This window comes from Shewanella sp. 4t3-1-2LB (assembly GCF_017368415.1).
In the GTDB taxonomy this organism is placed as follows: domain Bacteria; phylum Pseudomonadota; class Gammaproteobacteria; order Enterobacterales; family Shewanellaceae; genus Shewanella; species Shewanella fodinae.
Genome location: NZ_JAFNJD010000058.1, coordinates 1 through 20,079, shown reverse-complemented (window position 1 = coordinate 20,079; position 20,079 = coordinate 1). Strand labels below are relative to the sequence as shown.

The following is a 20,079-nucleotide window of genomic DNA, read 5'->3' as shown; positions in this document are numbered from 1 at the left end:
AATTACATCTGTATATAATTTTTTACGAAATAATTAACAATCAATTGCCATGTAAATCTGAAATGATGTAACAGCTTAACCCGTTGGTTAAGCCTTCAATATTATAAAGAACAATAGGTTATGCGACTTTAAGTAGGCAACAATATCAAACGACCGTTTTAAGTTGACGTATACGTCAACTTATCAAGGAGTTTAGCGATAGGAAGTAAGTTGGAGACTGTGATTAAACCAGCAACATATTAGGCGGATCTGGTAAAACCAAAAAAATTTTTACTATTTTAGTAAATTATTAAAAAGCCCGTCCCTTTAAAGCAATAACTAAGACAGCGTTATTCGCCATTGAATATCGACACTAAATTCGTTTATCTCGGTCAGCACGCATCAGCGATGCCAATTCGGCTTTCCCTTCATTAGACAGACGGATCAATGCCTTCAAATCGTCTTTATGTTCAGCCCCGGCTACCACTTGTGCTTTATCGTGCTCAGCAAAAATACGCACGCGTTCAGAGGCCTGCACTTGCGACATCCCCAGCATTTGCAACACACTTTCACTGGCACTCAGTGCCGAACCAAAAGTTTCACGAAATACTCGGGTGACGCCCATACTCATCAGGCGATAGGCATGGTTACGATCTCGGGCTCTGGCAACAATAGTGACTTGGGGAAAATGGGTCTGCACCTGATTGACGATCTGCAGTGAGTCCTCCACCGAATCCACCGTGATTAAAATCACCCTAGCCTTGGTGAGTCCGGCCGAAAGCAACATATCGAGTCGTTTGGCATCGCCAAAATAAACTTCACTGCCAAACTGTCGCACAACGTCGACATGATGAGCATCTTTGTCCAAGGCAACAAACGGAATACCAGTGGAAGCGAGAATACGACCGGTGATCTGCCCCATTCTGCCAAAACCGGCAATCACGACTTCACTTTCGCCAGGCTCAATGACATCAGCAAGGCGGCTATGATCTTCTGCGGGTTTAGCCGTAGCGCGAAATGCGCGCAACAGATAAGGTGTCAAAGCCATAGAGAGTCCAATCACCAATACGAGTGCCTGACTCAACGTTTGGGATAACAGTCCTGATAGATGCGCTTGCGACAACAGTACAAACGCAAATTCACCGCCTTCCCCCAAAATAAGCCCTAACGCCACACTGTTACGCCAAGAATGTCTTCGGAGTTTTCCAAGCACTACCAACACTAAGGTTTTGATTAGCAGCATCGCTAACAAAATACCCAGCAGCAATAATGGTTCTTTCAGCAACAGGCTGAGATCCATACTCATACCTACCGCCATAAAAAACAGCCCGAGCAATAGTCCCTTAAATGGTTCTATGTCCGTTTCTAACTGATGACGGTAGCTGGAGTTTGCCAGTAACACTCCGGCCAAAAATGCGCCCATCCCCGAAGATAGTCCCAACCAAGCCATCAGGGCAGCACTTCCCATCACCAACAACAGCGAAAATGCCGTCAGCACTTCGGGAACACCGCTCGCCGCTACCAGCTGCAATAATTTAGGTAACAGATATTTCCCCATCAGTAGAAAACCTAGCAGCGCGACACAAGTCCAATACCAAGGCACCGCTCGGTGTCCGACTTCAGCGGAGTTTGGATCTAAATAGGCAGTCAACAGCAACATGGGGATCACCGCTAGATCCTGCATCAACAACACACCAAAAGCATCACGGCCAATCGGCGTGGTCAATAGGCGTTGCTCGGCCATCAGTTGGACCGCAAAAGCGGTAGAAGATAAGGATAATGCCGCACCGATGATTATCGCGCCGGACCAAGAAAGACCGAGATAAACAGAAAAAAGCGTGACAGCCGACCAAGACAGCAATAGTTGACTACTGCCCAATCCAAAAATGGCGCTTCGCAGTTCCCACAATTTACCGGGACTCAGTTGTAACCCCATGATAAATAGCATCAGTACCACACCAAATTCCGCAAAATGGAGTACTGATGAGGGTTCTGAAACCACGCCAATACCGGCAGGTCCGAGAATAACGCCAGCGGCAAGATAAGACAAAATGGGACCGACACCAAAACGCTTACCCAAAGGCACCAACACCACGGCCGCCAGCAGAAACAATAAGGTAGAAATTAAAATATTGTCCTGTTCCATCAGGAGTCCTTAAGCAAACGGGTAAGATAAAGTGGAAATGTCTTAAAGCAGGATTGCAACCAATACTCATAGAGCACTGGGATGTCTGACTTCAGCGAAGAAAAACCAAGATATGCAGTTAAGGTGGCCAAAGCTGTCGTTCAGTCGCGGCCCTAGGGGAATTTCAGTATAAACAAAACCGCACCAGATAATAAATCTTTATCTTGAGCTTTAACGCACTGAACTCAGTGACTCAACACTTCGTCAACGTCAGAGATCTCTGTCGTAACTTCCGGCGCGGCACAGACCCGGTTACGCCCAGACAATTTTGCTTGATGTAAGGCCTTATCGGCCCGATTAATTAACGGTTCTAGGCTCAGATCATCCGGCGTACGGCTACTCACCCCAAAACTGGCGGTAATAACAAAATGATGACCACTACGATGACTGTCAATATCGGCAATGCTCCGGCGTAACTGCTCGGCTAACGCCATCGCATCCATGGCGTCAACATCAAGCATTATTACCACAAACTCTGCGCCCCCAGTGCGAGCAAAAATGTGATGACGTGAAAGTGATGCCTTGACGCACTCGACCACGCGACATAATGCCCAGTCACCACAACCAAAACCAAAGCTATCATTGAGCTGCTTTAAGTTATCAAGGTCAAACAACATCAAGCTAAAGTGACAGTCCCGGCTCATCGCCTGCACAAATTGATTATCGCCCAGAAACTGGGCCGTGGAACGGTTATATATTCCGGTCAGTTGATCATGGCGAGAAAGTCGCATAAATCTTTGTTTTTGCTGCCATCCCCAGTAAGAAAATGCAGCGAGCATAATAATAGCGACACTCAGGAGAGTAACAAAAGTCACCATATTATTGTGTTCTTTTTCCCGCAACATCCCACGAGTAAGCAATAACTCCCGCTCCTTGTTGAGCAGTTTGAGCTCCTGTTCGCGCTCGTTGGTACTAAAATGGGCCGCTTGATAGGCCAGCGCCTTGACTCTGCTCTCATCGAACAGTTTGCCGTTTAATTCAAGATACTGCTTCTGGTAGTCGTAGGCCTTTGCGAAATCGTGTCTATTGGCGGCTATTTCCGCCATCACTTTCAACGCATCGCGCCGAGCCGCCATATAACTACTACTGCTGTCTGCCGCCAGTACGTTAGCCGCCATCATTTCGGCTTCCTGTACTTCTCCCAAAGCCAAATCCACTTGCGCGAGCAAGGCACTGGTACTCACAATCTCAGTAGCAAAGTGAAACTGTTGATACTGGGCTAACGACGTACGGAAGTAACGCTGTGCAGCAAGATTGTCGCCCAGTTGTCTGGCCGTATCGCCCATACCCTTATTGATCATGGCGACCATCAATGAATAGCCATGCTCAGCGCAATAACTCAGGCCGTTTTGAAACCCTTCCTGCGCCTGTTTTAACATTCCACGACCATTTTGAGACATAGCCAACAGGAAGATCCCATAACAGTGGGCTTTGGTATCCTGTTGGTTATCAGCGAGATCGAGGATCCTGGAAGCATAAAGCCCCATCTCATCGTATGCTTCTAACTCATCGTATAAGTTGGCGATTCGAAAATAGGAATCTCGTTTCTCAATGGGATCATCAATTTTTTCCAGTAACGCTAGATTCCTTCCCATCACCAACAAGGCATCACGATAACGACGTAAACCAATCAGGCAGGTGGCTCGATAGTTATATATCTGGCTCAAATATTGAGGAGTGTTGACTTTAGTTTCCGCTTTATCCAATGCTGATAGAGCTTCGTCAAAATCACCACTGAAAATCTTGCTGACCGCAGAGGCAATGAGAAGTCTGGCGGTTTGCTCTGAGGTAAAAGAGCCAATTCTTGGCTTGAGCATGTCAATCTGCTGCTGGGCTGCGGCAATGTCACTTTTCAGGGTTTTCTCAAGTTTACCGAGAGATACATCAACTTCATCAATGGGGGCAGCAGACACACGACTGCCCCCACTGAACAGCAGAATAAAAATAAGCAGATAACGCGTTATTTTACAGTTTGTTACCATGATTCACTATCAAAAAAGGCACACTGTCATCGCCGATCAGCGCTTTGAGTGCAGCACCATCATGTTGCTGCACCGCTTCAGCGTGCTGTTCCTGAAGACCACTTTGCGCCAAAACCGATTCAGGATCGGCATAAAAAGCGGCACGAAATCCAGCGTCTTCGCCCATTCTGGTTAAAAAAATCTGTAATGCTTCCATAACACCTCCGTATGAGTCACTAACCTAAATCTTCGGGAGTCAACCCTAACTGATTGAGTACCCGAAGGTTGTACTGCAATTCCCGCACTGGTGGGATCACCAATGTGGTAATGGCATGAAGTGTTGCCTCCGGCAAATCCTTTAAAAAAATCCACTCTGCACGACATTGACCAATAGGCAGATTGCTTGCCTCATATAAACACACTTTGTGTTGTTCGGGATACCATTGTCGTAGTAAATCAACTAAAACGCGCAAGCGTTCTTCAGTTGTAGAAAACCCCGTTAGCGTGTGCTCACCGGCCAACGCAATCTGCCATAGCAACACGTAACCAGCGTTATCCAATTGATGCTCAAAAAACATCAACTGGCTCGCTTCTAAACTCTGGCAGCCATAATTTCCAGGATCAATACCAAGATCGGCCCACAAACAATCTTCTGCAGAGATCCCTGGCTCCATTGATGCCTGAAACCCTTCCTTTTTGGCCCGAGCAATTGCCATATGCGGCACGCAAGCAAAGACCCCAGGGTGACCATAAAAAACCCCCACAACCCGTTTACCCGCTCTGACAGCGGTCATGATGGCTTCTGTCATTTGCTCATAGGTAAGGCGGCGATTCTTTACTTCGCCTGCTTTGGCGTAAAACTGCTGCAGATCGGTGATATTGGTGTTCAATCCTTCAAGCCAGCGTTGTCCAAAAGCATCTGGCATCAAAGAAAACACTTCTTCAGCACTTTCGATGTAACTCTTACCAATAACTGTAACATGACCAGCGAGCTGCAATCCTGTGCCGACACATACTAAACTTCCCTTTCCCATCAATATCTTGCCCGCCCTATATCAGTACCGCGATTGTGTGTCTTTCTCATTCTGGTTTCTTGGGCTCAGTTTTGCAACAAGCCTAGTAAAAAGATCCCATGACTATTGATATATCTACAAAAAACCTGCGCCTCCACAAATTACTACAATGAAAGATATCACCGAACTATTACACAAACCTTTTGTCAAAGCTCTGACAGACCGCCGATAATTCTTGTATTTAATAATGAGGCTTGGTTATTATGGCCCGCAGTTTTTCAGGAAGCAGCAATCCCGATGTTGATTAAAAAGCAAAGTCTTACCTTGATGGGCGCCGCCGCCCTTGCGTTGTCACTCAATGCCTGTAGTGTGATGGATTGGCTGGTATACAAGCCTGACATTCCACAAGGCAACTATATGGAAACCCAGCAGGTAGAAAAGCTGCGCATCGACATGACCAAAGAACAGGTCGAATATGTGCTGGGACGTCCGGTATTGCGTGACAGTTTTGCAGATGATACTTGGTATTATGTGTATCACTACAAAAGTGGTCGTGATGCCAGTGTCACCCATAAAGAGCTGATCGCTCATTTCAACGGCAACAAGTTGGCCTCTGTCTCTGGCGACTATACCTTAAGCAAAGATTTTAATACGCCGTTGGAACAAAGTGCACTTCCTGAAGCCCGCAGACCAGAATTAGTGCCACAGGTGCCTGCACAGCGCCCAGATACCAAACCGTTAGTTGAAGAGAAAAATCCTGCCAGAAGCAACAGTAGCGAAGTGAAACCGGTAGTACCATCAACGGATAAGTAATGTTTCTTCTAATAACAAAAAAGAGCATTCGGTGCTCTTTTTTGTTATCTGTACTAACTGATTTTAGCGCCCGTCGTCTTATTAATACGCCCTTCTTCCTTGGCTTTCTCAGCCCGTTTGCGGCGGACGTCTTTCGGATCTGCAATCAATGGCCGATAAATTTCCACTCGTTGCCCAGGCAGGAGCACATCATCGGGCTTCATCACATGACTAAAGCAGCCTAACTTAATATGTTCGAGATCCAGTTCTGGGAAAAAATCGCCGATACGACTTTTGCGTACCGCTTCAATAAACGTGGTTCCAGGAAGCACAGATACCGGGATCACTTTTTGTTGATGTGGCAGTGCGTATATGACATCGACAGAAAACGCTGCAATTTCATTTGACACCGTAAACCTCCTTCGCTCGAGACGTAAAAGCAGACACCATCGAAGTGACTAGCTCGCGAAACACCCGTCCAAATGCCATGCCCACCAAACTATTGGCAAACTCAAAGTCCAATTCAAATTCTACTTTACAGGCATCTTCTGCCAGTTCAGTAAATTTCCAGCTGCCATGAAGATGTTTAAACGGACCATTTTCCAATCGCAATTCAATGCTTTTACCGGGAACCACCTGATTACGGGTAGTAAAAGTTTTACTAATGCCCGCCTTACTTATGTCAACAGATGCCACCATAGTGCGGCCATCAAACTCCAGCACTTTGCCACCGACACATCCCGGCAAGAACTCCCTATATGACTCTACGTCATTTACCAGCTCATACATCTGCTGCGCACTGTAGCGTACCAAAATATTTCGTGAAACATGTGGCATCCGCTTATTTTTCCTACGATGGACAAAAATCAGTGCCGGATTTTAACATGCTGCCAATAAAACGCACCCTTCGCGACCACGAGAACCACTTAACACAGTTCAAAAAGCGCTCATATGAAGCGTCGAGTAATTGAATCCACTCAAAATAGTGTTCTAGGCGCATTCCAAAATACTAGTGGCTGCGTATAATAGCGAGCCTATGGTAAAGAAGAATGCAAAAAATAAAGGTACGCAGCCAGCGACCATCGCTCGCAATAAGCGTGCGACATTTGAATTCCGTTTTGATGAAAAAATCGAAGCGGGGCTTTCTCTCATGGGTTGGGAAGTAAAATCTATCCGTGCTGGGAAAATAAATCTGTCAGAAAGCTTTGTGCAGATGAAAAATGGCGAAGCGTATCTGCACAATTGTACGATTACGCCACTTAACACCGCATCAACACATGTTGTATGTGACCCTACCCGGCCGCGAAAACTGCTGCTGAATCGCCGAGAGTTAGATCGCCTAGCAGGTCAAGTAGAACGGCAAGGATATGCCATCGTGCCAATTTCCATGTATTGGCGCAAAGGGGCATGGGTAAAGGTGGAAATAGGTCTGGGAAAAGGTAAGAAAGCCCATGACAAACGTGAAGACATCAAACAACGCGACTGGGCCATCGAAAAAGCCCGAATGATGAAAAAATAATTGTTGAATTATCTGTAACTTGCTCGGATAACCAGCAAACAGTTGTAACCTGCACTTGAAAACTTGGTGAACAACCACAATAAAGGTTACAATTGACAAATCTTGGGGGCGATTCTGGATTCGACGGGATTCGCGAAACTCCGGGAGCATGCCGAGGGGCGGTTGGCCTCGTTAAAAGCCGCAAAGTTATAGTTGCAAACGACGATAACTACGCTCTAGCCGCTTAATGCCGCTAGCCATCTACCACAGGTCTCGCACATGGGCAGTGGATTTGATGGTCACCTTACATCGTGCTAGCGAGGGAACCTTGTTTGGGGGTGAACCGCGAAACAGTACCAAACTCACCGTTTGAAATCCTGTCTTTCGGAGTTTAACCGGTTAAATAAAAGAGAGACTAAGCATGTAGGGCCCTGAACGTAGGTGTTCCGGACGCGGGTTCAAGTCCCGCCGCCTCCACCACTTCAAAGTAAAAAGACGTCTTCGGACGTCTTTTTTATTGTCTTAAAACATCAAAAATCAATAGCTTACGTATATTTGAGTCTCAAGTGGTCTCACTGAATCTCACCATTTTGGTATTCCAAACGGTATTCCAAGATTTTTTGACTTATTTTTGGAATACCATGAATATAAAACATCCAACTTAAAGTTATTGGGGGTGCACATGGCTACTAGCACTGTTCGTCTTACTAATACCCAAATCAAAAATCAGCAGCCTGGTCCAAAGGACATCGTTTTGTCTGATGGTGGCGGACTGCAGCTTCGAGTCAGGACTAATGGCTCTAAGCTTTGGAACTTCAACTATTACCACCCCGTTACTAAGAAACGAGTAAACATTGGTATTGGCCCTTACCCAGATATATCTCTCGTTAAAGCCCGCGAGATAGTTTTAGAGTACCAGCAACTAGTAGCGACCAATGTGGACCCCAAGGAAAAACGAGAACAGGAATCATTCAATAACAAACAAGAAACTCTGTACACACTGAGGAATGTGGCAGCTGAATGGCTAGAGATTAAAAAGCACGAAGTAACTGAAGATCATGCCACTAAGACTTGGCGCTCATTAGAGAGACATGTCTTCCCTGAATTTGGTGATACTCCACTTGCAAAAATAACAGCCCCAAACGTCATAAAGCTATTCCGCCCTATCGAAGCCTCCGGCAGTTTAGAAACCATTAAACGCTTGAGCCAACGGCTAAATGAAATTATGAACCACGGAGTCAACTCCGGTTACATCCCAGCAAATCCGTTAGCAAAAATTCATACAGCATTTAAGAAGCCCAAAAAGGAGAACATGGCTACCCTAGCCCCATCAGAGCTACCGGAACTCATGCGCTCGCTCTCCCAAGCTTCAATTAAACGTGTAACTCGCTGTCTTATCGAATGGCAGTTACACACGATGACACGCCCCTCAGAAGCGGCCAGCGCGCGTTGGGATGAATTAGATCTAGATAATTTGACCTGGACTATCCCACCAGAGAAGATGAAAAAACGTCGGGAACACGTTATTCCTCTTACGCCACAGATGCTCGGCATCCTCGAAGCAATCAAACCAATCAGTGGTCATCGGGAATTCATATTCCCATCAGACAGAGATCCCAAAACCCATTGTAATACGCAAACTGCCAATATGGCGCTGAAACGCATGGGGTATGAAGGAAGGCTCGTTAGCCACGGGCTTCGGGCACTCGCGAGCACGATTCTCAACGAACAAGGTTTTGAATCCGACTTGATTGAAGCCGCACTGTCTCACGTGGATGCAAATCTGGTACGCGCGGCATATAACCGCTCCGATTTTCTGGAGCGGCGGCGACCAATGATGAACTGGTGGAGTGACCATATTGAAAAAGCTTCAGAGGGGAATCTTTCTGTTTCCTTTGTCAAAAATGCTTAACACAAAAAATATTCTGTTTTTAAACAGATAATACCGTGGCAAAGCCTCTACAGTGAACTAAATATCCTTGATTAATAATAACCTAAGTCACATACTCTCCAACCAACGAGTAACTGCTTCAAAAGAGCCTATACGTTCTTTAAAAATATCTATAATGTCGATAGCACTAATTACAACTACAGGATGTTTGTCTTCTTTTAATTCACAATACGCTTGAGCACTCAAATAAGAAGTTGTTACCAGGATGCCAAATTGTCTATACCGTAAGCGAGATAGCAATCTAGAAAGCTCCTTTACTCCAACTCCTGAATCTGGCTTGTAACACTTTGCCTCTAGTGCAAACTCAACTTCAATTGAGCCAGGACCAATACCAATGCGATAACGCCCAATAGCGTCTCTGCCTCCATCCCGCCAGGGTCTGGTTATCTCACAGTCACCGATATCTGGCATCGAAAGACGCGCTATTTCAACGGCACAAGTCTCAAAGTCTACCGGCCTATCTTTGTACTTTTCGTACACCAGGGACAATAATTTCAAGCCGTCTTTATCTCGGGGTAATTGCTGCTCCTTGCTTCTTATTTCAATTGTATGAGGGGAATATAACGGTGTAAATTTCCGATTTTTCACCCAGTCTAACCAAACTCCAGGTGCATGCATGGAAGTAGACGTATCCCCTTTCTGTATATCATCAATCCATTCCCGCTTTACTACCGGCACATCCAGCACCGTGAAAGTTGCACGGTAATTTTGAAATCGAAGATTTTCCGTTCCCGTGGACCTCCAGATTGCAACCAAGTCATCATCCGGCCCCAGGTTTTGAGCACCTGGTACAGCCAAGCCCAGGAATCTAACATCTCGATATTCTCCTGTTCCACTAAACAGGAGTATCGGCGGGAAATGACCAAAACAATCGGTTCTATGTCGAGCGTCAAACAAGTTGCGTAATATTAGATTACCTTGTCTTGGGGTATCGTGAATTTCCCGAACTGACTTATTGTCGCCATAATAAATAAACAACCCTGTTTCAGTATTTAAATGATCCGGCCAATCAGGATCATTAAGGTTCGTCTTTAAAACCAGAAGTTTCAAAGTTTCGATACCAGGCCGCTTTCCCAGATGCCGAAAGCCTGCTCCATTGTCTACTCCCAGAAGACTGGGCAAAGGATCATCAGATGCATTGCCATTTCTGGAACCACTGTAAACACGATCAACTACCAAGTCTTCACGAGACAAATCCATTTATGAAGCCAACTCCATTTCGCTCAATTGAATTTGATAAATCTTCTTAAAAATTATTTCCATGACTGGCGAGCAAACACCATTACCGCAAAGCTTGACTTTATCCCGCCTGTTTCCATGTGGGAGTAGATGTTTGGAGCCAGCCCCCATCGCCTTCATTAACTCCGGCGGCTGAAGCATTCTCAAAAACGGAGTATTTCCCTGCCAAGTTACAAGCCCAAACCTGTCCAATGTAGTAATTGTGCGTAGTGGTGCATCCAACGACTGCCAACCTCCCGCATAATCGGAACCGTAATATACGATGATAAAATCCTTTTTTCGCCCAAGTTTTGTCATAGCCCGCTCAGCCCTTTCAATAGTCGCCTTAGCTCTGCCAGTTTTGTACAGTGGGGTACTTTTGTAGTTTCCAGACCAGTCAATGATTGATCTGGCAGTCTTGTCGCTCCGCTGATGCAGCTTATACAAATCATCCTCAGTTATTACCGAGCCCCCCCTGTCACAAACCAAAAACATTCTCTTTCTTGATTGGGGCGTACCAAAGTTAGCTGCATTTAGCAGGAGATCATTAACCTGATAACCATATGACTTAATTGTTGAAATCAACTCGTTGTGGCGCTCCCATTGTTTCATTCGGTTTACGTTTTCAACGATTAACCAGCGAGGGTTCATGGCTTCAATCCAAGGAATAATTCCAATCGCAGTTTCCCTACTTCTCTCACATTTTGGTTTGGCTCCACGAGCAATCGAATGTGATGTACACTCCGGCGATGTTAATAACACATCGGGTGAATGTCGTTTTGCTAAGTCTTTGGGGTTTAGTATTTCGATAGGAGAACAGATAACTTCCGCATCAGGAAAATTACTTTGATATGTCTCTGCAGCCAGATCCCAGGCATCAACTGCGAGAATTGGAGTTGCACCTGCCATAACCGCTCCTCTGGCTCCAAATCCGCCGCCACAGAACAAATCAACAAATCTCAACATATGCTTTTAATTCCACTATATATTTCTCTATTCATGAATAAGATCCGAAAAATAACCACCTTGTGGATTAGCTTCAGAACCTATAATCAAAGCTCGATCCAACACCCTATTCCCAAGTTCACAGGCCGTTTCGGGCAAAAGGGTACAAGCATGACACGCCGCAAGATTTAGTCCATAGTACCCTTGCCCCTCACTTTCAAGGCATAGAGGATCGGAAGCACAAAACTCTGCATTTTTAACTGCAGCAAGAATTGTAGCTTCAAGTTTCCCATTCTCTCCTTGCCTGACCAACCCACCAAGACTCCCCTCAGAATCGCCGCCAGCCGTATATATTAGAATTCCACACATTTTTCGATCTGTTTCATCAGACACATAAAGCCTTTCTTTTAACGTTGAACTGTCATAACCACAGTCAAAGCTTAGTTGCCGGATAATCAGATGTGAAAGGGTATGGGCCAGGAGCAACCTAGAGCTATAAGGTCTGAATTCAGTCCCCCTTTCGGAACAAACCCTGGCCCATTTATCATTAATCAGATCAATTCTTTTTGCGATGTCAGGATGAGTTCGTTCCCAGATATTTAGTTTGTCTTCACTCAACTCCAAATAAATCCCCTCGCCATTGGAGGACACGGCAGGCAACCAGGAAAGTTCCTTTTTGGATAGCGCAGCCAACCGGCTTAGATCGCCATCATATGGGGTAACCCTTGAGAACCCAACTAATGCTCTTGTTTCTCTAAGCCTTGGGATCAGCACAACCTTGCTAAAGTAGTCTCTAACCACATTCGAATAGTCAGAAATTTGGGTTTTTCTTATATCAAACTCATCGCGCTCGGTCGGAGCTGGGCGAGGACCAAGGAAGGCTTGGCGTTCGGTGTATCGATAGGCCGATTCAGATTGTTCTACTGCTCCAGCCCACACATCGGGGTGAAGATATTTTTCTGTTATCGCCTCTGCGAAAACTTCGACCTCGATACCATACTTTTTTGCCTTGGAAGAAAACATGTTTGCTGAGATCACAGGCTCCCCGTTAACCCGGATATTATCGAGAACATCACATATCTCATTCCATATACTCTGATTATCCAGAATTCTGTGTAAAGTTTCAGAATATGGGGGAATTAATATTGAGCTAACAACATAAGGGAAATAGACGTTTGATGCTCCCCGTTGTACAACCTGAACCGACTCTTGACAGTTCGGCTCCTGAGCCTGCGGCCCCAACCAAGGCCGGTCTCCGCTGCATGACAGACCCGTTGCTTGCGAAAATGTAGAAGGATTAAAAGCTCCTTTCATCGTTCGGTATGATCCGCATTTCGAGCATTCTACTTTGATACCTTCAAGCCCGGCTCCTCCGGTTGATACAAGGAAAAGCGTTCCAGGTTCGTATCCGCATTCTTTTTTGTCACCGTGGGCCCATTTACTCCAGGGAAAATCGGAAATATGTCCATGAGCACATGCAACAATAAACCGGACAGGTACCAGCCGGGGACGTCGATGTAGTGGAAGTGCGCTACAGGGTTGTGTATTTGACTTGGCCTGACGGCGAAAGTTGGAGTTCTTGCATCTCAAGTCTTCATTTTTAGCATTGCTGGGACTATTCCATGGAACATACTGCATTGATCTGCATCGAGGGCAAAAATGCCAATTTGGGAAACGCACAAATGGTGTATATGCAGTGATAACCGATCTGTTCAAACCGGAGAAGTTTCGTGCGGAAAGCTCCGGAGCTTCAGGTGGCATATACAGTCCGCTCACATCCTTTCCCAGCTCGTGTGAGAGCCTAGCTTGAAGTCTTGGTTCCGATAAGCACGTTGCTTCCTTCAAATTCGCAGCTGCATCAGGCTGCATTTCAATTGTCCATGCATCAAGCCCGGCAGCCATCAACGATTCATCAGGAAAATCGATAATGGCACCAACACCAAACGGAACAACCCCCTGACTCCTTCTGAACTCTGGTCTTGCCACAATTTATTCTCCTAAATCGGGATAGGTTTGAAGGACTCTTGCGGAACAGGTCACATCGACATTACGCATACTGGTAAGAACAGGAAATGCCTTTCCTTCAAAATCTTCGTTTATGTTTCGGCCAAATGGGTACATCAACGTTTGTGTGGTTGGAGTGCCAGCCATCTGACCAAATTCTGACGGCAAATAGTCTTTCCAATCCTTAAATATTCCTGTTAGCTCCCTTAGCGCATCTTCGTACTCATCCGTGTCAACCTTTTGAACTCTATCCAGAATGACTTTCACCAGCTCATCCTGCACATCTGGACACCTGGATATATCTCCGGGCACTCTCATTCCGGTTATAAGTCTTGCTAAGGCAATCACCATTCCGGCAAATCCACGGGATCTGGCCGGAGCAGAAAATGGCGTAACACTGGTTGGCTCCACATAACGATAAATTGCCTGGTGATAGCCAACAAACTGTTCATAGTGAGATCGGTCCCTGCTGCGGGCAGGGTTATACACTGTGATCACCAATCCCGGAAACCCACGGCCAACCCGACTGGTAGCCTGTATATATTCCGCAGTTGATTTGGGCTGACCAGCAACCACCATCAATCCAAGTCGTGAAACATCAACGCCAACAGAAATCATATTCGTTGCGAGTAACATATCGACTGGCCATGGACTATTTTCAGGCTTGGGCCATTTTCGATTCAGGCAATCAAGTATTGAAGGAATCTCTTCTGCAGTTTTCCTGCTTGTTAATTCCTCCACATTGGGAAACCTTCGCCGATACTCCTTTTCAATGTTCTTTCTGGAGCAAAGATTGAAATGATGTTCAGGTATGTCGCCTGTAGACATGGTAACTGCATGCCCAAGCTCCCGCAGGCTATTAAAATACCAAAGCAGAGTTGCGTATTTGTCAGCAATCTCCGGCGGCTGAGTGTCGGGAGGTTCCGGCATCACCGCCTGGAGTAAAGGGGAAATAACTCGAACCTGCGCAGTAGCGTGGGATTTTACCGCGGTTCCGAACACACCCACATAAAGCCTGCCGGCAGCTTCCTGGTCTTCATATGCAAAATAGGAGTCCCCTGCATCCAGACCTTGTGGCGGAAATTCAAAACGTTCTCTTGCATACAAACCTTTACATTGTTTCGCGGATTGCCGAATGGTTGCCGTTGAGGCAACAATCTTGGGCGTCGCTCCATCTCGGGTACAAAGCCTGTCAATGACCGTTTCGTAGAGACCTACGATGGTACCCAAGGGCCCTGATATCAGGTGGAGCTCATCCTGAATAATCAGACTGGGGGGGTCACTAAAATTACCGGTTCCAAAAATACGGCCTGTTTCAGGAACCCAGGCTAACTGAGCAAACTTATCCACTGTACCGAGTAACAGTGTCGGAGGATTTTCATAGATATCATCGTCAATGACTACAACCGGTAGTCGGTTTGCACTGGAATGCCACCGACACCCCGGATTACTACACCGAAAAATAACCGTATCATCGCTATTGACGGACAGTGGTTCTTTTCGATACCCAAGCCAGCCTTTCTTATCCATTGATGACCGGCACCACGGACATCTCAGCAATTGAAATGGATTTGTAGCTGAAGCTGATACCATCAACTCATTTAGCCGCTTTACGGCACCTTCGTTTCCGCCACGCCGGTTAGGTGATAATCCCATACCAACCCATAACCCAATTGTAATTGGCACCTTGCCAAGATCAGCCCCAAGATATTTATCCAGCCGCAGTGATTCCAGTGCCGTAATCAACGCAGCAGCGCGTTGAAACTGTTGCGCAGTCAGTAATCGGAGGGTATACCGCATTAATACTGCGACACCCTTGTCCTCAGAATTGGTTAACCTGCGCAGGCAGATAACGAATGCGGCCAAGCCAAGGTATGCCTCCGTCTTACCGCCGCCAGTAGGAAACCAGATTAAATCAACCAGTTTTCTGTCAGGATGATCACTTTCAGAGCAGCAGGCTATGTTCATTAGCACAAATGCTAACTGAAAAGGCCTCCATACAGGATCGCTTTCATCCGATACACGATAATCTTCCGGAAGGTCCAAATAAATATCGTCAGGATCGATATCCTTTTGGAATCTCGTTCTTGCCTGCTGAATTAACATTGCCCGATTGGCCAATCTAAATGCCAACATTGCATTCTTATTTAATGAGAGATATTCAATACCTTCCTTGATTCGCTTTAAGCATTCCCAACACTTTTCCAAATTTCCTGTCGCAGGTATTTGATATTCACCCGACAGACTATTCTTCTGTTGATCTTGCTTGGCAATAATCCAGCTTTCATAGTCTTTTGCCAGGAGGCTAAGGTTTCCAACAATATCGCTATCAGACGAATCACCTTCTGAAAGGCTACGCATTGAAAGATCAAACTGATTGGCAAACAGTGCCTTCTCTCTAGGCTTTACCGGCTTAATATCGCACGAAGGAAGGAAATCAGACCAAACCAGTTTTGCGACAGTCTTATTGTTGGGATCTGTTATCCAACCTGTGCCACATCCATGCCCCAACGCAAAGGAACGTTTATCCCGATAAAGCATGTCCAATATTGCAAGCTCTTCATCTTCTGAAATGCCGCCCGCACGGTCTATAGGATGGAAAACCGAAGCTCCATTAATCTCAGTCACTGACAATTCAACCTGAAAGAAAGCTGCGTTAAACGCCGGGGGAGAATCTGCTCCACCCTTGTGCTGATTAATCAACGCTAAAGAGATCGAAGCTTTATTATCTTTTTCGGATCTAATACGGACATTAAGTTTCAACATGCCATCCGTATTTTTTACATCATGATTGAACACTCGATTTTCCAAAGATCCGGTAAGATCAATTTCGACCTGATCCTGTATCGGCACCCGCCTGTAATTTGCCTCTTCACGAGTATTCGGAAATAACGAGCCATCCGCCTTTTCCTGGCCAGCCTTTGGATGGCGTTTTTCAATCTTTTCTGTCTTATATTTACCAGCTCTGATATCAACCAGAATTTTGCATCCCAAAGAAGCCTTGACAGTAATGCCTGCTGCTGAGGGGCTGAATTCATTTGCCAGATTCAGGGGTTGCTCCTCCAGCAAAGTCGCATCCCTCGTTTGCTTACTTCCCTGTTTTACTTCCACCAAAGGACTATCATCCAGAGATGAATCAGCATCAGGCACGCTCTCTTCATCTTCCGCAGCATCATCTTCCAACTGATTGATTACTGATTTTTGGGGGAATAACACACCTGTTGAATAAAGCTGTAAAGGCGATACATCGAGTAATTCACATTGCCGAAGCTGATCATCCGTGGACTCAGGGCCGAACAGTTCATCGGTCATGCACTTCAATAACTTATTGCGATAGTTTGAATACTCCAGCTCGCTACTCATTTTCATCCCTCTATTAAGCTCAAACGACGATCCACATGTTCCTGTCTACAAATAACGTAAGCAGCCGTGCGGGCCCGGGTAAGAGCAACGTAAAAATTTGCAACCTGCCATTCATTCATTTCCCCTTCCGGCAGGTCACCAATAATCACTATTTCTGATTCAAGCCCTTTGAACGCAGGAATAGAAGCGGCGGGAATTGCTCCCATTGGAATATCATCTTTACCACCATCGAGCACATGAACCTTTTTTCCGATAGATGTGTAATCACCTATATAGAATGCTTCTGATGGCGTACGAAAAGATAACAAAACAATATCACTGGGATCAGCACCCTCTGATATTAATTGGGTTATTAATGACATCGAAACTTTGTGAACGGTTTTCGCCCCATGAATGGTTCTGTAGTCTACTGGCGCAATAAATTGGCGCCTGCATTTGGGAGGCATCGTTCCTGTAACCATCGCTGCCTCTCTGGCAATTGTCACAGGATTTCTCATATTAATGCTTAGTTTCAGGTTCATCGCCCGGGATGACAGGTGAGAATGCAAGCTGTCTTCAAGCTTGTTATACACGCTGGCTTGCAAAGCGGTATCCAGGAACATCACCCATCGTCCCCCGGACATTCCCTCATTCAAAAACCAATCCAGCGCATTCATAACATCGGGTGCTAACACATCCTGAGCTTCATCGATCACCAAAACATCATAAGGATTCAGCTCGGCAGCCTCAATGGCAGTTATGGCCGCTTCTTCTGCCATGGCTAGAACCGCTTTAAACTGCTTGCCTTCTAGAATTTGACCTGGAAACGCTTTACCCACTAACTGATACAATACTCCCCAGATAGTGTGCAAAGTAATATTCTTATGTTTTGCAAATTCCTGTTGTTGTAATTGCGAAGCCAGATTACGATTGAAGCAGAGAAACAATACTCGCAGTCCACTTTGAGCCAACCGCCTAGCGGCCTCTGCAGCAAGCACAGTTTTACCCGTACCTGCGGCCCCTTCACAAATTACCCTAGGATTACCCGGATGCAGGAGAGTTTCCAGGGATGAGTATTGCTCCTCGGAGAGGGACAACAGTTCATTATGACTTTCTCTTATGAGGCTTGTAATTCCAGGCACCAAGTCAAAGTCAGCACGAAAACTATGGACAATGGCTTCAATATCCCGCGGTGATAATGGTGTTTGAAATTTTCTACCTCTACTTTCTTCATGGGCCAGGGTATATTCCGCAAGCTTTATCAAATAGTCAGAAACCGGGAGTTCTTTGTCTCTCTCGTCAAAAATACACTCCTGGTCCCATTCAGGGTCCTGTTCAACAAATTGCACATCAGGAAACATAACCCCCCAACCAAACGGCACACGCCTTATTAAGTCTTTTCCAAGTCTGGTACGAACCTCATGCAACAATGTGCCTCTTGCAGATTGAGCCTGCTTGAACGGCCCTTCCATTGATGTATAAGACTTACCGGGCCAACCTATCGTCCAGGCTCCATTCTTTCTGCTTACATGGCCGCCTTTGACTTCCAGACAATACACGCCAAGCGGGCCGATTATCACAAAATCGCATTCCGCATAGGTTTTTCTTTTATGGCGCGCCAAACCAAGCGAATGCAGTATCACATACCCATCCAGTGCAGGGTCTTCTGCCATCTGGTTGAATACCCACTGCTCAGACTTTGTGGTATCAGAATGAGGCCGGAAGGGAAACATTCGGTTCATTTTCCTGCCTCCAGAAATCCGTCATGAATTGAGTGAACTCCCAACAAAGACGCATCAAACCTGGCTGGTTCATCAATGGCAGATATGGAAAGAACCCTGTAGCGGATTTTCCTTCCATTAATTTCGATAAATGCACTATCACCCAGGCCACTTAGAGACGCCGTAGAAAACTGAGCCACCAGGAAATGCCCCGCTTTTCTCCTGGCCCTATAGACTGTGTTTACGTGTTTAAGAATGTTATCTGCCAGCTCTTTGGAATTATCGATGCCGGCACATAACAGAATGCTGGGAATGGTTTGAGATGGATTTTGGGGTGCCACAGTTTTTGTGGAAAAAAGCCATGACGCCAAAGTAACACGAGTTCTGTCTATCCCATGGCAAGACAATTCGTTTTGCATTTTGTCAAGATCATAGTTATTTGCCTTATAAATCTGCCGTAAAACATCACGCCAAAGGCTGGACTGCTTTCTAGTGGCTCCGTCATCATCGACGATGGCATCGGCCAACTCGTCAACTACATCCCCCAACGCGGGATCATCGGGGAACGCTAACACATCGCCTAGTTCCAGGTATTTTGTACTCTTCCACAAAAGTTTCTCAGCATCAGACTCACTGAGCTCGGTAGTATTTAGTGCTCCGCCTAATATTTCGTTCAAACAGACTAGCTTTGCGTTATCAGCGAACAGGGCATAGTGTTGGCCATCATTAAAAAACATTAGACGCCCAAGAACCTGCGGTTGCATGCCCTGACCAACGGAAGATGAACTCATGTGTTCACGTACAGCAGACTCCAGCCAATCATCACCTTCCGGAGACTCATCCTCATACTCATCCACGCTCAAATTGGATTCAGGGGCTTTAATATCCCTTGGTGCCGAGGGAGGGCTTCCCGCTTCCGGATTTTTTTTGGAAAATAATTTCCAGCTTTCCTGTGTTTTTTTATCAAGATTAACAAAAGTTCTTTCCAGCTTTCTGGCTTGCTTTGACGAGCGCTGGCACTCAAATTCATATAGCATGTGTATTTGAACACTAGACCAACCACCAAGTCGCAGGTGGAGCATTTCTTTGCGCCCAAGCCATCCAGGCACCAAAAGCAATTCAACATTTTCTAACGATTGCAAATCATGCACCGGAATCAACTCAATCTTGATATGTGCCAAGTTTAACTCCCTATTTGAAAATGTCTCCGCAACGGAACGGGAAGCAACCGCGATATGGCATGTTTTATAGTCTTTTATAATTTCATACAGAACTTGCGCTTTTGGATTTTTCTCTTTGACAGCTATTAAAAGCTTGTCACTGGCAGATGCCAGATTGTTGACTGCGTATTCCGGCCGATCATGAACACTCATTCTGACGGAACGTGAACACCTCTACTGATTGAACGTGAACACCCATACTGATTTCAATCTGAACACTTTGACCATCATTTCCAGAATCGGTGTTCAT

The 20,079-nt window shown here is 45.8% G+C and carries 15 protein-coding genes and 1 other RNA gene; 4 read left to right on the top strand and 12 right to left on the bottom strand.

The features are described from left to right. Positions 1-352: 352 nt before the first annotated feature. The 4 genes from J3L11_RS17270 to J3L11_RS17255 all read right to left on the bottom strand — a co-directional run bounded on the left by J3L11_RS17270 (position 353) and on the right by J3L11_RS17255 (position 5,159). On the bottom strand, positions 353-2,125 hold the full coding sequence (locus J3L11_RS17270; RefSeq protein WP_207571774.1) for a monovalent cation:proton antiporter-2 (CPA2) family protein: 1,773 nt from the start codon (positions 2,123-2,125) through the stop codon (positions 353-355). A 224-nt stretch (positions 2,126-2,349) separates the two neighbouring features. Further along, positions 2,350-4,077, bottom strand: coding sequence for a GGDEF domain-containing protein (locus J3L11_RS19685; protein WP_207571773.1), 1,728 nt, complete (start codon positions 4,075-4,077; stop codon positions 2,350-2,352). A gap of 52 nt (positions 4,078-4,129) precedes the next feature. Beyond that, complete coding sequence (locus J3L11_RS17260) at positions 4,130-4,342, bottom strand: hypothetical protein (RefSeq protein WP_133038991.1); 213 nt, start codon at positions 4,340-4,342, stop codon at positions 4,130-4,132. A 19-nt stretch (positions 4,343-4,361) separates the two neighbouring features. Then, complete coding sequence (locus J3L11_RS17255; RefSeq protein ID WP_189618971.1) at positions 4,362-5,159, bottom strand: SAM-dependent methyltransferase; 798 nt, start codon at positions 5,157-5,159, stop codon at positions 4,362-4,364. A 276-nt stretch (positions 5,160-5,435) separates the two neighbouring features. Between J3L11_RS17255 and bamE the strand changes: the two genes are divergently transcribed. Then, entirely contained in the window at positions 5,436-5,951 is a 516-nt protein-coding gene (bamE, locus tag J3L11_RS17250; protein WP_207571772.1) for an outer membrane protein assembly factor BamE, read from the top strand. Between the two features lie 53 nt (positions 5,952-6,004). Here the strand turns inward: bamE and J3L11_RS17245 are convergent, their stop codons facing one another. Then, a complete protein-coding gene (locus J3L11_RS17245) occupies positions 6,005-6,340 on the bottom strand; it encodes an RnfH family protein (protein ID WP_189618970.1) in 336 nt (111 codons plus the stop codon). After that, positions 6,330-6,767 (bottom strand): SRPBCC family protein, encoded by a 438-nt coding sequence (locus J3L11_RS17240; protein ID WP_133038995.1) that lies wholly within the window; start codon positions 6,765-6,767, stop codon positions 6,330-6,332. Before J3L11_RS17240 ends, J3L11_RS17245 begins: the two co-directional genes overlap by 11 nt. A gap of 199 nt (positions 6,768-6,966) precedes the next feature. Between J3L11_RS17240 and smpB the strand changes: the two genes are divergently transcribed. The 3 genes from smpB (at position 6,967) to J3L11_RS17225 (ending at position 9,340) form a co-directional block, all read left to right on the top strand. Beyond that, positions 6,967-7,449, top strand: a complete 483-nt coding sequence (smpB, locus tag J3L11_RS17235) for an SsrA-binding protein SmpB (protein WP_189618969.1) — start codon at positions 6,967-6,969, stop codon at positions 7,447-7,449. A gap of 104 nt (positions 7,450-7,553) precedes the next feature. Then, positions 7,554-7,908: a transfer-messenger RNA gene (gene ssrA / locus J3L11_RS17230) on the top strand. A gap of 202 nt (positions 7,909-8,110) precedes the next feature. Beyond that, on the top strand, positions 8,111-9,340 hold the full coding sequence (locus J3L11_RS17225; protein ID WP_207571771.1) for an integrase domain-containing protein: 1,230 nt from the start codon (positions 8,111-8,113) through the stop codon (positions 9,338-9,340). Positions 9,341-9,427: 87 nt separating this feature from the next. Here the strand turns inward: J3L11_RS17225 and J3L11_RS17220 are convergent, their stop codons facing one another. From J3L11_RS17220 to J3L11_RS17195, 6 genes are read right to left on the bottom strand one after another with little or no spacing between them, the layout of a single operon-like run. Continuing rightward, positions 9,428-10,579: a restriction endonuclease gene (locus J3L11_RS17220; RefSeq protein WP_207571770.1), complete on the bottom strand. Its 1,152-nt coding sequence runs from the start codon at positions 10,577-10,579 to the stop codon at positions 9,428-9,430. Next, the gene (locus J3L11_RS17215) at positions 10,580-11,563 is read right to left on the bottom strand and encodes a DNA cytosine methyltransferase (protein ID WP_207571769.1); all 984 of its coding nucleotides are present in this window, start codon (positions 11,561-11,563) and stop codon (positions 10,580-10,582) included. A 27-nt stretch (positions 11,564-11,590) separates the two neighbouring features. Then, on the bottom strand, positions 11,591-13,528 hold the full coding sequence (locus J3L11_RS17210; protein WP_207571768.1) for a DUF1998 domain-containing protein: 1,938 nt from the start codon (positions 13,526-13,528) through the stop codon (positions 11,591-11,593). 3 nt (positions 13,529-13,531) lie between these two features. Next, entirely contained in the window at positions 13,532-16,909 is a 3,378-nt protein-coding gene (locus J3L11_RS17205) for a helicase-related protein (protein WP_207571767.1), read from the bottom strand. A 2-nt stretch (positions 16,910-16,911) separates the two neighbouring features. Further along, a complete protein-coding gene (locus J3L11_RS17200) occupies positions 16,912-18,630 on the bottom strand; it encodes an AAA family ATPase (protein ID WP_207571766.1) in 1,719 nt (572 codons plus the stop codon). Then, positions 18,627-19,982 carry a DrmE family protein gene (locus J3L11_RS17195; protein ID WP_207571765.1) on the bottom strand — a complete coding sequence of 452 codons (1,356 nt, stop codon included), beginning with the start codon at positions 19,980-19,982 and terminating at the stop codon, positions 18,627-18,629. Before J3L11_RS17195 ends, J3L11_RS17200 begins: the two co-directional genes overlap by 4 nt. Positions 19,983-20,079: the final 97 nt, after the last annotated feature.